Annotated in this window: 9 protein-coding genes; 5 read left to right on the forward strand and 4 right to left on the reverse strand. The window is 72.0% G+C overall.

Features of this window, described 5'->3' with window-relative positions:
• Positions 1–12: 12 nt before the first annotated feature.
• Positions 13–609: a helix-turn-helix transcriptional regulator gene (locus ACZ7CD_RS35690; RefSeq protein WP_470380626.1), complete on the reverse strand. Its 597-nt coding sequence runs from the start codon at positions 607–609 to the stop codon at positions 13–15.
• 301 nt (positions 610–910) lie between these two features.
• Between ACZ7CD_RS35690 and ACZ7CD_RS35695 the strand changes: the two genes are divergently transcribed.
• Entirely contained in the window at positions 911–1,438 is a 528-nt protein-coding gene (locus ACZ7CD_RS35695; RefSeq protein WP_470376102.1) for a DUF2017 family protein, read from the forward strand.
• Here the strand turns inward: ACZ7CD_RS35695 and ACZ7CD_RS35700 are convergent.
• The gene (locus tag ACZ7CD_RS35700) at positions 1,386–1,703 is read right to left on the reverse strand and encodes a hypothetical protein (RefSeq protein ID WP_470372049.1); all 318 of its coding nucleotides are present in this window, start codon (positions 1,701–1,703) and stop codon (positions 1,386–1,388) included. The two genes, ACZ7CD_RS35695 and ACZ7CD_RS35700, sit on opposite strands and share 53 nt — an antisense overlap.
• A gap of 618 nt (positions 1,704–2,321) precedes the next feature.
• Here ACZ7CD_RS35700 and ACZ7CD_RS35705 point away from each other — a divergent pair.
• The 4 genes from ACZ7CD_RS35705 to ACZ7CD_RS35720 all read left to right on the forward strand — a co-directional run bounded on the left by ACZ7CD_RS35705 (position 2,322) and on the right by ACZ7CD_RS35720 (position 7,414).
• On the forward strand, positions 2,322–3,230 hold the full coding sequence (locus ACZ7CD_RS35705; protein ID WP_470380627.1) for a cytochrome b5-like heme/steroid binding domain-containing protein: 909 nt from the start codon (positions 2,322–2,324) through the stop codon (positions 3,228–3,230).
• Positions 3,127–4,446: a PrnB family protein gene (locus ACZ7CD_RS35710; RefSeq protein ID WP_470372047.1), complete on the forward strand. Its 1,320-nt coding sequence runs from the start codon at positions 3,127–3,129 to the stop codon at positions 4,444–4,446. The genes ACZ7CD_RS35705 and ACZ7CD_RS35710 overlap by 104 nt, the downstream gene beginning before the upstream one ends.
• 211 nt (positions 4,447–4,657) lie before the next feature.
• On the forward strand, positions 4,658–5,158 hold the full coding sequence (locus ACZ7CD_RS35715) for a hypothetical protein (RefSeq protein ID WP_470376099.1): 501 nt from the start codon (positions 4,658–4,660) through the stop codon (positions 5,156–5,158).
• A gap of 147 nt (positions 5,159–5,305) precedes the next feature.
• Positions 5,306–7,414: an Hsp70 family protein gene (locus ACZ7CD_RS35720; protein WP_470380628.1), complete on the forward strand. Its 2,109-nt coding sequence runs from the start codon at positions 5,306–5,308 to the stop codon at positions 7,412–7,414.
• A gap of 62 nt (positions 7,415–7,476) precedes the next feature.
• Here ACZ7CD_RS35720 and ACZ7CD_RS35725 read toward each other — a convergent pair whose 3' ends face one another.
• Both ACZ7CD_RS35725 and ACZ7CD_RS35730 read right to left on the reverse strand, forming a co-directional pair.
• Positions 7,477–10,821: a right-handed parallel beta-helix repeat-containing protein gene (locus ACZ7CD_RS35725; protein ID WP_470380629.1), complete on the reverse strand. Its 3,345-nt coding sequence runs from the start codon at positions 10,819–10,821 to the stop codon at positions 7,477–7,479.
• A complete protein-coding gene (locus ACZ7CD_RS35730; protein WP_470380630.1) occupies positions 10,821–13,418 on the reverse strand; it encodes a hypothetical protein in 2,598 nt (865 codons plus the stop codon). The genes ACZ7CD_RS35725 and ACZ7CD_RS35730 overlap by 1 nt, the downstream gene beginning before the upstream one ends.
• Positions 13,419–13,451 lie beyond the last annotated feature (33 nt).

A 13,451-nucleotide genomic window follows, 5' to 3' on the forward strand; every position in this document is an offset into this window, starting at 1 on the left:
GGTGTCGTCACGTCACCAGATGAGCCCCCGGCGCAGGGCCTGCAGGACCATCGCCGCCCGGTCGCCCGTGCCGAGCTTCCTCCCGATGCGTTCCAGGTGGGACTTGACCGTCATGGGGGACAGTCCGAGCTGCCTCGCGGCCCCGCTGTTGGTGCAGCCCGCCGCCACCAGCCGGATGACCTCGACCTCGCGCGCCGTCAGGTCGCCGGGGCACAGGTCCCCCGACAGGACCCGGCCGGCCCAGCCACCCCGCGCAGGGTGGGTGTCCGGCCGGACCAGCACACCGTCCACGCCCGCGTCGAGAACCGCCGCGTGCGCCTGTTCGTCGTGCTGCGGCACCACCGCCAGCACGCTGCTCCACCCCAGCGTGCGCAGCGCCCTGATCAGGTGTGCACCCCGCCGCCCGGTGGCCGCCAGGTCGACCAGGGCGAGCCTTCCCGGCGGTTCGTCGAGGACCAGGCGGCGCAGCGACTCGAAGCCGGGCGCCGGGTGCACCACCCGCACGTCCACCGCGTCCAGCGAGTCCGCCACCAACGACGTGACGTGCGCGTCGACGCTCACGACCAACGCGGAACCCCCGCGGTCGCCCTGGAGAGGCGGCCAGAACATCATCCCCACCTTCGCCGCGCAGCAGGTCGCGGTCATCGAACTCCGTTGTCCGGACGGCCTTCCGAGCTCCTCGGGCGGGCCCCTCCCACGGTGACACGCCCCGACGAGGTCGTTCCGCCCGAAACGGCACCTGATCACACCCGGTCCGCGACCGTGGCCCCCGCACGGCCCGGGGAGGGGTGTTCGCGCACAGTTCATGCCCAAACGGACTCGAAAGCCCAGGTGAAGTCGAGAACCTCCGGCCGTCGGACGAGCATCCTCACTCGACCTGGTGAACACCCGACGACCCGGAGGAGTCCCGATGATCAGCTGGGACCGTTGCGGCGACTCCATCTACGTCGGAGTGCTGAGCAGGTACGAGATCGAGGTGCTGCGCAGCTACGCCGACGGGCTCGTCTCGTTGCTGGACCACCACCTCGCCCTGTTCGACACGACACCGGACGGGTGGGCCTGGCCGCACCCCTCGCTGCACAGCGACGTGAGGGCCACCGCGATCCTCCTGGCCGAGATCGGAGGGCAGGAACCCGACTGGGTCCACTCCCTCTCAGCGGCCGCGTGCCTGCGCGACGTCTCGTCCCGCGCTCGCCTCATGGGGTGCGCGCTGTCGTCCACGACCGGCGTCGTCCACCTCGCTTCCCGCGCGGAAGCGGAAGCCTGGCTGGGCTGCATCCGGCTCGTCCTCGTCATCATCACCGCGGTGGCGGACGAACGGGGAGAGGTGTGCGGCAACGCCTGCGAGCCGACGGTGTCCTGGTTGACCGAGGTGTCAGCGGGGCTCAGCGCGGTGCTGGACGGCACCGCCAGCCCGACGATGACGATCGGCCGCTGACACTCGTTGTCCGTTGTGGACGATTGGCCGTTCGCTTCTCACCGATGCGGAAGCCCGGGTTTCGCGTGCCTTCCACCTGACGGGCGAGCAGGTCGAGGTGGAACGCCACCGCTTCGTGGTCATCCCGCCCGAAGGCGGCCATCATCTCGGCGGCCGCGGCGACGGCGAACTGCAGCTCTCCCACGTCCTGCGCGGCGCGGCCCTCACCGGCACTCCGCAGTGCAGAACAGAGCCGGCGCAGCACTTCTTCGAGCGACTCCGCCACGTCAGTCCACCTCACGGAGCGGAGAACTCGTCGAGGTGCTTCCGGGAGACGCGCGAGGCGTTCGCGTGCCGAGGCGTCGATCCGCGCGGAGTCCGCCTCCACGGTCCCGGTGGCCTCACCAGAGGGCCGTGCCCGTTCTCCCCACCGGGCTCAGACGTCCGTTCTCCGATCGCGGTGGTGACCGCCGCCATCGGCGGTGTTCGCACAGGACAACCGAACCAGGCTTCCGCGCCCCGAGCGGCGGCTCAAGCTCGTTGCCCGAACGAACTTGCGATCCTGCCTGGAGGAGGCGACCGACTGAAGTCCTCAGTGGACAAAGATGCATCCCGGGCCCGGCCTGGTGGCACGAACCCGGGACGGGTACACCTCGGCGCGGCGTACGAACGGCTGGATCAGCCGCCGACCACTGTAACCCGGTCACACCCGGTCCTGGTTCCGTACTGCCCGAACGCACACGGAACAGCGCCGCCGTGCACTTCCGGTCAGGCGATCAACTCGTTCCGCCCGTCGGGACGGGACGTTCTCCAGGGCAGCCCGGCGCCATAGCATCCCTCTGGGCAGCACCGGTGAGCAGTCACATCGGCACCGACCGGCGAGCTCGACGAACGCACAACGGGTGTGGGGCGAGCAGTCCGTCCAGCTCAAGGACAAAGCGCCGGCAGCCCCCACCACCCGGGACCTGCGCCGGGCGGATATCTCGAAGGATCGGGAGACATCGTGAGACGCATTCCGGAAGAGAGCGTGCGAGCGCAGGCGGGCACCTCGGTTCCCCTCGTGGTTCTGGACGGCCGGGTACTGGATCTCTCGGGCTTCCTGGAACACCACCCCGGCGGGGCGTCCGTCCTCCTCGCGAACCTCGGCCGGGACGTTTCCGCGGACTTCCACCACGTCACCGCTCACGCTCGCGCCGCGGTGACCCGCAAGCTGGACCAGCAGGTGATCGCCGAGGTCGCTCCCCTGACGATCCCGCCTGCCGCGAAGGACTTCGCCAGGTTCGTCGACTACGTGCGGCTTCTGCTCAACTCGTTCGACGTGCAGGCGGACCCGGCGCGGGACCCGATCTCCGACGTCTTCTACGTCGGGCAGCTCTACAGCCACTTCGTCGGAGACCACCTCGTGTCACTCCTGAACACGCTGGCGGAGACGGTGGGCGTGCCGGTGGAACCGGCGGCGTCGCAACGGCTGCGGCGGGTCTTCGAGGCCGTGCCCGGCCGGGTGGAGGCAGTGGTCGTCGCAGCGGACGCACCCGCCGCGACCGAGTTGTCCTGGCAGATGCAGCAGCGCTGCCGGGCGCTCCTGGACGACCTGCTGCGCATCGGCTCCGAGGCGCTCGGCGAACTGCGCGCCGCGAACGTCCACCAGACCACCTCCTGTCATGCGACCAAGATGATGTGCCTTGCGAACGAATGGATCAGTGAGGAACATGACCTCGTCAACGCTGAGCAGCACCGATGCGCGCACGAAGAACGCGCTCACGGACCACGTCCTGTCGTGTTCCGATCCCGAGGTGCTGCACCTCGACGGTGATCTGACGTTCTCCAACGGGTTCATGCCGCGCACGGCAGCCAACCGGCCGCTGACCGGAGCCCACGAGGCGTGGGAACAGCTCGCGGGTCAGCTGCCCACGCTCACCACCTCTCCGCACGCGCAGCGGATCATCGCCGACCTCCCGATGATCCCGGCGGGAGTGGACGACCTGCCCGACTCCCAGCTCAAACGGGCCGCGACGGTGCTCGGGACGATCGTCCAGTCGTACTGGCGGTTCGGGATCGGCCCGATGTACCTCGCACGCGGCGAGCAGATCTCCTCGGACCTCCCCGCCGTGGTCGAACGCCCGTGGCGGCAGGTGAACCACCGACTCGGCCGCGCCGAGGTCATTCTCAGCACCGAGGACAGCTTCTTCAACAACTTCACCTTCATCGACGCCGACCGCATCGCCGACGACGGCACCTACCGCATCGAGGACGCCAGGATCGAGCTGATCCGCCCGAAGGTGCCGGCTTTCGGCAACGCGGCCGAGCGGGTGTTCATCTCGGCGTTCGTGGAGGTCAACTCGGTGATCGCACCGGTGGTGCCGCTGACCTGCCGGCTCGCCGAACTGCTCGCCGAAGGTGGTCCTGATGCGCACGGCGAGATCAGCGCCCTGTTGTCCGGCATCGCCGACTGTGCGCGCGGCGCCATGAAGGCCTTCCGCCGCGTCAGTCCGCACAAGGGTTCCGCGACCCACTGCGACCCGGTCGAACTGGCCAAGACCTTCGCCATGTGGGACGTGCCCGCTCCCGGCTACCCGACCGGCCCGAGCGGCTCCGCGACGCCGGTCCTGCACTTCTTCGACGCGCTGATCGGCCGCTCCCGCTACGACACCGAGCTGGGCAAGTTCGCGCACCACCTGCGGGACAACCAGCTTCCCGCGAAGCACCGGGTCTTCTTCGACCTGGTGCGCGAGCTCGACGTGCGCGGCTACGTGACGGGCCTGGCGGATTCGGCGCCCGCGCGGTACCGGGAGGTCTCCGCGGCGTTCAACGAGGTCGTGTCGTCGTTCGCCGGTGACGACGGCTTCCTCGGCGTGCACAAGGGCAAGGTCGTCGACTACCTGGGGGTGGGCACCGTCGTCGGCCGCAACCAGTCCACCGCGCACGACCAGATCTTCATCGCGGACGCCACCTGGACCAGCATGGCGGACAAGCTCCAGCAGGCGAGGGACGAGCGCACCGTCCGGGCGGTGGACGAGAACCAGATCTGATCGCGCCGGATCGTCCCGGTGTCGAGCCGCTGTGCCGCGACCTCGCCGAGGCGGGCGGATCGACACCGGTCCAGGTCGGGGAAATCCGCCCGCCGTTGGACCACAAGGGAGAACCGCGCTGCCCCTGAGCACCTGTTCCCACACCGGAGCGGAACTGGCTCCTAACCTCGGAACCGCACCCGCTCACGGGTGCTCAGCGAGGAGGTGGCCGATGGTGCTCACCAAGCCGGAGCCGGCGCAGGTCGGCGCGCGGTGGTACCGCGAACGCATGCTCTGGAACACGGCGGTCGCCGGCAGGTCGATCGTGTTGTCGCTCGGCGGCGGGCTGGTCGCGTTCGAGACCACCGCTTCCCTTCTCCTGCGGGCGCGGAAGGTCATGGAGCACAGCGGGATCGAGATGCCTCCCACTGTGCTGGACCGGCGCGGGAGGACGGCGGTGGTGCTCGCGGAGTCCGACGGTGCCGTGCTCGGGCAGTGCCAGATGCCCGGTGGCGTCCGCTACCTCATGGCACCCAGCACGGTCGAGCTGCCGGTGGTGCACGTCGCCGCGACCGCCCAGGACAGGAGCTGGGTGCGCTGCCCGAAGGCCGACGACCGCCGGCTGCCGTCCGCCAGCTCGGTGCTGGCGGCCTTCATGGCGGTGGTTCCGCCCGGCCTGCGCCCGGCGAGGTCCGTCACCGCTGCCGTGCGAGCGCGGACGCTCATCGGCTGAGACCGCTCCGGCTCCGCGGTCACCGGGACGCGTGGGCCGGTCGAAGGCAGACATGTCTGCCTGTTCGGTTCGAGTTCCGGCCGGTCGCCGCGATCTCCAGTTGACTGGGATGTCACCGCAGTGCGGCAAACACCATGGAGTACTCGCATGTCTTACGGTTTGGGTGTCGACATCGGCACGACCTACACGGCCGCCGCGGTGTCGGACGCCTCGGGCACCCGTGCCATCCCGCTCGGCCGCGACGTCGTCGTGTCCTCCGTCGTGTTCGCCACCGAGGGCGGCGAGCTGATCACCGGTGACGCCGCGGACGGGGAGTCGAGGAAGCAGCCGCTGCGGGCCTCCCACTCCCACAAGCGGCGGCTGGCCGACCCGACGCCGTTGAAGATCTGCGACGTGGTGCGGTCCCCCGCGCTCCTGATGGCCGCGCAGCTGCGCGACGCGGTCTCGCTGGCGACCGCGATGCGGGGACGGCCACCGGAGTCGGTCGTGCTGACCTGCCCCGCGGTGTGGGGGCCGTACCGCCGCGAGCACTTCTCGGAGGTGCCGCGGCTGGCGGGCGTGCAGGACGCCGTCATCGTCACCGAACCAGAAGCCGCTGCCATGCACCACTCGGTGGAACGCAGGCTCGGCGAGGGCGAGATCGTCGGTGTCTACGACCTCGGCGGCGGCACCTTCGACGCCACCGTGCTGCAGGCGCGGCGGCACGGCATGGAGATCCTCGGCACCCCGGAGGGGGTCGAACGGCTGGGCGGCATCGACTTCGACGACTCGCTCCTCGCGCTGGTGGACCAGCGCGTGGACGGCGAGATCACCCGGCTCGACGCGGCCGACGCCGAGCAGGCCCGCGTCCTGCTGTCGGTGCGGGAGGCGTGCCGCAGCGCGAAGGAGGAGCTGTCCGCGGCCACGGACACCGTGCTGCGGCTGGACCTCCCCGACGGCACCCGCGAGGTGACCGTGACCCGCGCGGACTTCGAACGTGCCATCGCACCCCAGCTCGCGCTCACGACGGACGCGTTCCGCCGCACGATCTCGTCGGCCGGTCTGCGCGCGGACGACCTCGCGAGCGTGCTGCTCGTCGGCGGGTCCTCCCAGATCCCCCTGGTGGCCGACACGCTGTCCAAGGCCGTCGGCAAACCGCTCCGCGCCGGACTGCACCCCAAGCTCTCCGTCGCCCTGGGCGCCGCTGCCCTGGCGCGCAACGCGCTTCAGCGCTCCCCTGCCGTGCCGGCCGCTGCTCACCGGTCCGCCGTGCCTGCTCACGCGGTGCCCGGACACCCGGCGGGGCCGCAGGCTCCTGCGGTCGGACCGGTTCCCGTGGGCGTGCCGGTGCACGCGAACCTGCCGACTCCCTCGGGTCCGTCGGTGCCCGCGGGCGCGTCATCGCCCGCAGGCCAGCCACCGTACGCAGGCCCGTCGCCCGCAGGCCCGTCGTTGCCCACAGGCCCGTCGATGCCCGGCATCCGGCCCGTCGCCTCCGTCGACGAGCTCCCGGTGCGGCGTCGCAACGTCACGACTACACCGCCCACCAGGTCCGCGCGCAAGCGGAACACCGCGGTGATCGCGGCAGCGGCCGTGACGGTGCTGGCCGCCGGCGCCATCACCGCGGCGGTGGTGCTGACCTCGGGAGAGGACTCCGGCGAACCGCCGGCCCCGGCCGCGGCGAACGGCACCAGCGCTCCCCCGGCGTCTTCCGGCCCCAGGTTCCTGCACGACGGCCGGGACGTGGCGCCGTTCCACAGCATGGTCGGCTCCGAGGCCAACTGGGCGGGCACCGCGCTGACGGCGGACGGCAAGGCCTCGCAGCAGGCGGTCGCGGTCCGCCCCGCCGACGTCAACGGCTCGAAGGACGGGCGGCAGGTGACGTGGACCGGCAAGGGCGCGGCGCAGTTCTACGTGCAGAACCCGCAGGGCCGGCTGGACGCCACGTCCTACCTGAAGTCGGGCACCCTGACGTTCGACGTGGTCGTCGTGAAGGCGCCCACCGCCGAGGTGTCGCTCGCCGCCCACTGCGGCTACCCGTGCGCGGCGCAGCTCAACGTCACGAAACCGTTGCAGCGGCTGCCGGTCGGGCAGAAGACGACGATGCGCATCCCGTTGAGCTGCTTCGCGGGCAAGGGCCTGGACACGGCCGCCGTCGACGTGCCGTTCCTCGTGCACACCACCGGCGCGTTCGAGGCCAAGTTCGCCGAGGTGCGGTGGGAACCCCTGGGGACAACGGGTTCGGCGCCGGTCACCCCCTGCACCGACCTCTCCTGAGCTTCCTCCTGACGTGACCAGCGGTTCCAGCCCGGGCTGGAACCGCTGGTCGCGTTGGCTGCTCAGCCCACGGAGGCCAGCCCCTCCTCCGCGGCGACCCGCGGCGTCCCGCTCCTCATGAGCAGTTCGAGATCGGCGGCGGTGAGGGTGCGGGAGGCCGCCGTGGTGGCGAGCCGCTGTGCGAGCCGGTGCACGTCCCTGGCCGTCCGGCCGCGGGTGTGCGGCAGGAGGTCGCGCAGTGCGGTCGTCACCTCCTCGGGCACCTCGTGCCCGCGGCGGGTCAGGTGGCGCACGACCAGCGCCGCCAGCTGGTCCACGTCGTAGTCCTCGAAGTCCCACCGCTGCGCGAAGCACCCGCTCAGCTCGGAGGAGAACTCCAGCAGGCGGGCCAGCGCGAGGTCTTCACCGCTGAGCAGGACGACGGGTCCGGCCGGGTTGCGCCGGGTCACCTCGACCAAGGCTTCCAGCACCTCGATGCGGCGTTCCGCCGAGTCGGCGGCCCACTCGTCGTCCACGTCGAGCAGCAGGACACCGCCGCGCGCGTCGTCGAAGGCCGTGGCCATCAGGCTCATCGCCTGTCCGGGCCAGCGCGGGCACAGGTCCGTGCCGAGCGACAGCCGCGTCACGTGACCGGAGTCGACCAGCCGCAGCTCCGCCAGCGCCTGCGCGTAGTGCGCGGCCACCGCGCGCCGTCCCATGCCCTTGCTGCCCGACAGCACCACGTTCGCGTGCCGGCCGACGCCCTTGTTGCGCGCCTTGAGCCCGCACAGCTGCACCAGGGTGCGGCCCAGGGCTTCGCGGACGCCGGTGAGCCCGGACATCGCGACGACGCGTTGCCAGCCGAGCGTCGCCTCCACTGCGGCGACGGGGTTCGTGGCCGAGTCCGGTCCCGCGGTCCTGGGCGCCACCTCGCCGAGCGCGGTGACCTCGGCGGCGAGGTCCTGGCCGGTGAGCCGGTTCAGCTCGGTGTCCTTGTCCGGTGGGGCCAGCGCGAGCCGGGACGCCTGGTTGTTCACCATCGACTCGAACAGCTTGCGGGCCACGCGGCCGTTGCCGAACGTGTCGTTCTTCGGCACGCGCTCGAAGTAGTCGGTGAGCGCGTCGACCGCGTCGTCGGTCAGCTCGTAGTAGTGCTTGCGGCACAGGTTGGTGGTGATCGTGACGAGCTCGTCGACGCTGTAGTTGGGGAACTCGATGGTGCGGGAGAAGCGGGACGCCAGACCGGGGTTGGAGGCGAGGAACTGCTCCATCAGCTCGGAGTAGCCCGCCACGATCACCACGATCTCGTCGCGGTGGTCCTCCATCATCTTCATCAGCGTGTCGATGGCCTCCTGACCGAAGTCGGGGCCGCTGCCGCCCGACCCGCTCGACAGGGTGTAGGCCTCGTCGATGAACAGGACGCCGCCCATCGCCTTCGTGACGACCTCGGCCGTCTTGATGGCCGTCGCACCGATGTACTGGGCCACCAGGTCGGCCCTGGCGACCTCGATCATGTGTCCCTTGGCGAGGATGCCGAGCTCCGCGAGGACGGAGCCGTAGAGCCGTGCGACCGTCGTCTTGCCCGTGCCGGGAGGACCGGCGAAGACCAGGTGGCGGCTCATGGGCGGCATCGGCAGGCCCATCTGCTGCCGCCGCTGGGACATCTTGATGAGGTTGATCAGACCGAGCACCTCGTGCTTCACGCCGTCCAGGCCGATCAGCGAGTCGAGCTCGGCCAGCGGGCCGTCCAGCTCGGCGCCCATCGCACCGCCGAGCGCGGACGACGCCGGGGACGCGGTGCCGGAGGGGTGCTCCGGCGCGGCCGGCCTGGGCGCGGGAGCCGCGGGCTGCGCGGGCCGCTGGGAGGCCTGCTCACCGGTGATGATCCCCGTGACGGACAGCCGTTCGTGCTCGACCGCGCGGCGCACCGGGCTGCCACCGCTGCCGGTGACGGTGCAGTCCGCGACGGTCACCGCCTCCTCGGTGTCCAGCAGGACGCCGTCGCCCGCGCTGTCGGTGATCTCGCACCCGCGCACCTCTCCCCGCGCGCCGCTGAGCAGGTGCACGCCGTGCCGCCGGGCGGACCTCACCCGGCACCGCACCGCCTGCAGGACGCTGCCCGCACCGGCGCTGAGGCCGTCTCCCGCCGCCGCGACCACCTCGCTGTCCTTCATGGACAGCGAGGCGTCGTTCGCGTGGACACCGCCGCCGCGGACCAGGGTGGAGGCGAACTCGCCCCGTGCTCCGCTCAGCACGGTGACCAGGTGCTCCGCGGACCCGGTGACGCGCACGTCCGTCACCTCGGCCTGCGCCGACTCCGCCAGCGAGATGCCCGCCGCGTCACCGACGTCGATCACGGCGTCGGCGAGCAGCAGCCGGGACTGGCCCTTCACCAGGACGGCGGGACCGCTCGCCGGGGTGGTGCGGAAGCCCTTGAGCTCCACCGCGGACCCGGAGTCGACCAGCACGGCGCCGCGGTCGCTGCCCTCGACGGTGAGCTTGCCGAACACGGCCTTGGACGCCGTGTCGACGACCACCCCGACCGGGCTGGCGCCGACGCGGCAGTCGTCGAACCGGGGTGAGGCCCCGCCGGTGACGTAGACGGCGTTGCGGCCGGCCGAGGTGAAGTGGCAGCCCCGCAACCGGGGGGAGGCACCGCCCGCGATGTGCGCGGACTGCACGCCCGCGCCGGTGAACACGGAGTCGGTGACGGTGACGTCGCCGGTGCTGCGCACGTAGAGGTCGAGGCTCGCGCTCTGGCTGATCTTGACGCCCCGGACGTCCGCGTTCGCCTCCTGCTCCACGACGAGCGCGGGCTTGTCCGCCTCGACGATCTCGCAGTCCTCGACGACCAGCCGTGCGCGGCCGTTGGCGCAGATGCCGTTGCCACCGGCCTTGCGCACGGCGACCCGGCGCAGCACGAGGTTGCCGTCCTCGGTGACCACGACGCCGGACGAGGCGTTGCCGACCACCTCGGTGTCCTCGACCGTGCTGAGGACACTCGACGTGACGACGATGCCCGCGCCACCGGTGCTGGTGATGGCGCACCCGCGCAGGACCAGGCTCCCCCGCCCCTGCACGAGCACCGCCCACGAGGACGCCGAGACCCGGCAGTCGTTCAGCGCGACCTCGCCGGCCCGGATGTCGACGGCCGGCACACCGGAGTCGGTGCACGTGAGCACCAGGCCGGAGAACTGGGCCGCCGCGGCGGCCACGACCGCGACGCTGCCGGTCTGGGCGACGAGTTCCACCGTGCCGGCTCCGTCCTCGGCGGTGATGGTGACCATCCGCTCGATGACGAGGTTCTCCTCGTAACGGCCGGGCAGGACGCTGATGGTCGCGCCGTCGCGGGCTTCCCGCAGCGCGGCGCCGATCGTCGGGTAGGCGCCCGGCCGGTCGGTGGCGACCACCAGAAGTTGCCGGTTCATCAGCTCTCCTCGTGGGTCGTGGTCCTGGTGAGCCCCGGCCGCTGGACGAAGCGCGCCAGCGACGACTCGGGGACCCGTGCCTCCTGCGTGCCCGCCCCCCAGGTCTGCACGCACCGCCGCAACGAGTTGAGCGCCAGCTCGTCGAGCGCCTCGCGGTTGCGGTCGACCTTGCCCGTCGGGTCGATCTCGCCGGCGGCGAGCTCGCGCAGCAGCAACCGGCCGCGCGCACCGTCAGCGGGAGGGGTCAGCTCCAGCACCTTGAAACTCGTCCCCGGCACGAAGAGCACGCGGTCGGCGACGGCGTCGACGTCCGGTTCCAGCAGCTTCGTCCGCCGGGCCGTCATCGACCAGACGAGCACGTCGACGTCGTTCTGCTCGGACTGGCGCGCACAGGGCGCGCTCAACGCGTTGATGAAGCCCCACTCCGTGACGAGCTTGCGACCGCCGTAGAAGTCGAGCTCCTGCTCGGTCAGGGAGGTGGAGAACACCGCCGGTCCCCGGTGCGACGGCAGCCTGCTCAGCCCCGACACGACGCAGCGCGCGAACGGCACGTGCGGGCCGACCCCGCCCGAGCGCAGGGACTGGTCGAGGCCGTCACCGCTGGGCGACAGGTACAGCCGGATCGCGACGGCGTCGGTCAGCACCGCGCCGGACGACCGCTCGATCGCGCCCTGGAACCCCGGGTGCTCCGACAGCACGCGGTTCACGGAGTTGGCCACGGCCGCGTACTCCTGGCTGAGCGTGCGGCGCAGCCAGCCCCGTTCCTCCTCCAGCCCGCGCTGCGGAACGAGCGCCGCCGCGGCGGCCGCCGGGGTCGGTTGCACGACCGTCACCACCGGGCGTGCCGCGGCCTGCGGCGGTGCCGGTTCTTCTGCCGCAGGCGGTTCCTCGGCCGGGGTCGCGGCAGGCGCGGAGACCGCGGGTTCGGTGACCGCGGGTTCGGCCGGACGCTCCGGTGGCGGAGCAGCAGCGGGTTCGGCGACGGTCAGATCGGGTGCCGAGGGCGGGAGCAGCGGTGGCGTGCTCGCCGGAGGCGCGGAGACCGGTCCGAAGTCCAGCACTGGCGCGGAAGACGCCGGCGCTGGCGCCGACTCGGAGACCAGCGGCGACTGCGCCGGCAGCGGGTCCGCGACCAGCTGCCCGTTCTCCAGGCGGACCGTCGCCGTCTCGAACGACGGCTCCAGGGCGAACGGCGCGTCGGTCGGCGCCGTGGTGAACTCGCGCGGCAGGTGCGGTGCGGGGGCCGGCAGCGACGGGACAGCGGGCTCGGCCACCGGCAGCGGCAGCGGCGCGACCTCGGTGGCCGGGGTCAGCACCGGAGCGGCGACCGGCTCGGCCGGCTGCTGTTCCACGACGCCCCACGCCTTGCCGCCGACCTGGTTGCGCTGCCGCGCGACCGCCAGTGCGGGCACCAGCTCGCTCACCCGGCGCGTCTGCGAGTCGAGCCTGCCCAGCAGGTCCTGGGCCGCGCGCCGCACCTCCGGTGCCACCGCGTCGACGCCCTCCTCGAACAGCACCAGGTGCCGCTCGCCGTCCGGTTCGGCCGTCCTGACCGCCGGAGCGTGGGCGACCTCCTGCTCCAGGCGCACCCAGAGCCCCGCGGGGACGACCTCCAGCAGCACGTCCTGGGTGTACCGGTAGACGGCCGGTTCGACCTCCTCGATGCCGAACAGCGGGTCCCGGTAGCTCAGCAGGGCCGGCAGCGGTGCGGCCTGCCCCTGCTGGGCGGGGAAGTAGGCCACCTCCAGCGCGAACGGCTGCCAGCCCGGCGTGCCGTCGGAGCGCAGGGTCACGATGCGGGGATCGGTGCGCGACCCGACCGGCAGACCGTTGTAGCAGGTGATCTGCTCGCCCAGCGCGTCGGCGACGTGCTGGCCGTACGGGCCGCTGTCGGGCAGCGTCATCGGGCCGAACCTGACCACGCGCAGCTTGGCCCGCAGGTCCTGGGGCAGCCAGCTCCAGAACCGGGTGATGTCGTAGAGCGTGATCGGAGGGGCGCCGGGGCAGCCCAGCACGATCGTGCAGACGTCGGGCTGGCACGGCATGGTCTCGATCAGCCGCTGCCGGTGCTGCATCAGCAGGCTCTCCGACCCGCGCGGACGCAGCCACACCCCGCCGGGCAACGGTTCGCTCACCGCGCTCGCGCTGGTCGGCATGACCTCGGCGAGCGCGGACACGGTCTCCCAGGTGGGCCTGGGGAAGCGCTTGCCGTCCCGCTTGGGGGGCTTGCCCGGCTGGAACCGCACCCATCCGGTGCCCCAGCCCGCGTCGACGAAGAGCGAGCCGCCGACGCCCGGCATCACCGTGCCGTCGGGTGCGATCACGGTGCGGCCGAGCCGCTCGGAGAACCACTGGCCCGCGAGCACCGTCGTCTCCCTGGTGCGGCCACCGATGACGAGCCGCACGCCACGTCGCTTGCGGGGCAACAGCTTCGCCGCGGACTCCCACGTCGTGAACGTGCTCGACGGTGGCAGGTCGACCACGACGAGCTCGTGGTCGGGGTCGGCGGCGAGGTTCAGCGCCATGTCGCGGACCTCGTCGCGCAGGACATCGCGCGGGTGCACCACGAGGGCGTTGCCGATCGTGTGACTGGTCATGTCCCGGTCACCACCGCGGTGATCCGGCCTCCT

The sequence above is a fragment of the Lentzea sp. NPDC036949 genome (assembly GCF_055608075.1).

What these genes read in the sequence shown, in the direction of transcription:
- ACZ7CD_RS35690 (WP_470380626.1), bottom strand. Translation starts at nt 609, where the DNA reads ATGTTCTGGCCGCCTCTCCAGGGCGACCGCGGGGGTTCCGCGTTGGTC.
- ACZ7CD_RS35695 (WP_470376102.1), top strand. Translation starts at nt 911, where the DNA reads ATGATCAGCTGGGACCGTTGCGGCGACTCCATCTACGTCGGAGTGCTG.
- ACZ7CD_RS35710 (WP_470372047.1), top strand. Translation starts at nt 3,127, where the DNA reads ATGACCTCGTCAACGCTGAGCAGCACCGATGCGCGCACGAAGAACGCG.
- ACZ7CD_RS35715 (WP_470376099.1), top strand. Translation starts at nt 4,658, where the DNA reads ATGGTGCTCACCAAGCCGGAGCCGGCGCAGGTCGGCGCGCGGTGGTAC.
- ACZ7CD_RS35720 (WP_470380628.1), top strand. Translation starts at nt 5,306, where the DNA reads ATGTCTTACGGTTTGGGTGTCGACATCGGCACGACCTACACGGCCGCC.
- ACZ7CD_RS35725 (WP_470380629.1), bottom strand. Translation starts at nt 10,821, where the DNA reads ATGAACCGGCAACTTCTGGTGGTCGCCACCGACCGGCCGGGCGCCTAC.
- ACZ7CD_RS35730 (WP_470380630.1), bottom strand. Translation starts at nt 13,418, where the DNA reads ATGACCAGTCACACGATCGGCAACGCCCTCGTGGTGCACCCGCGCGAT.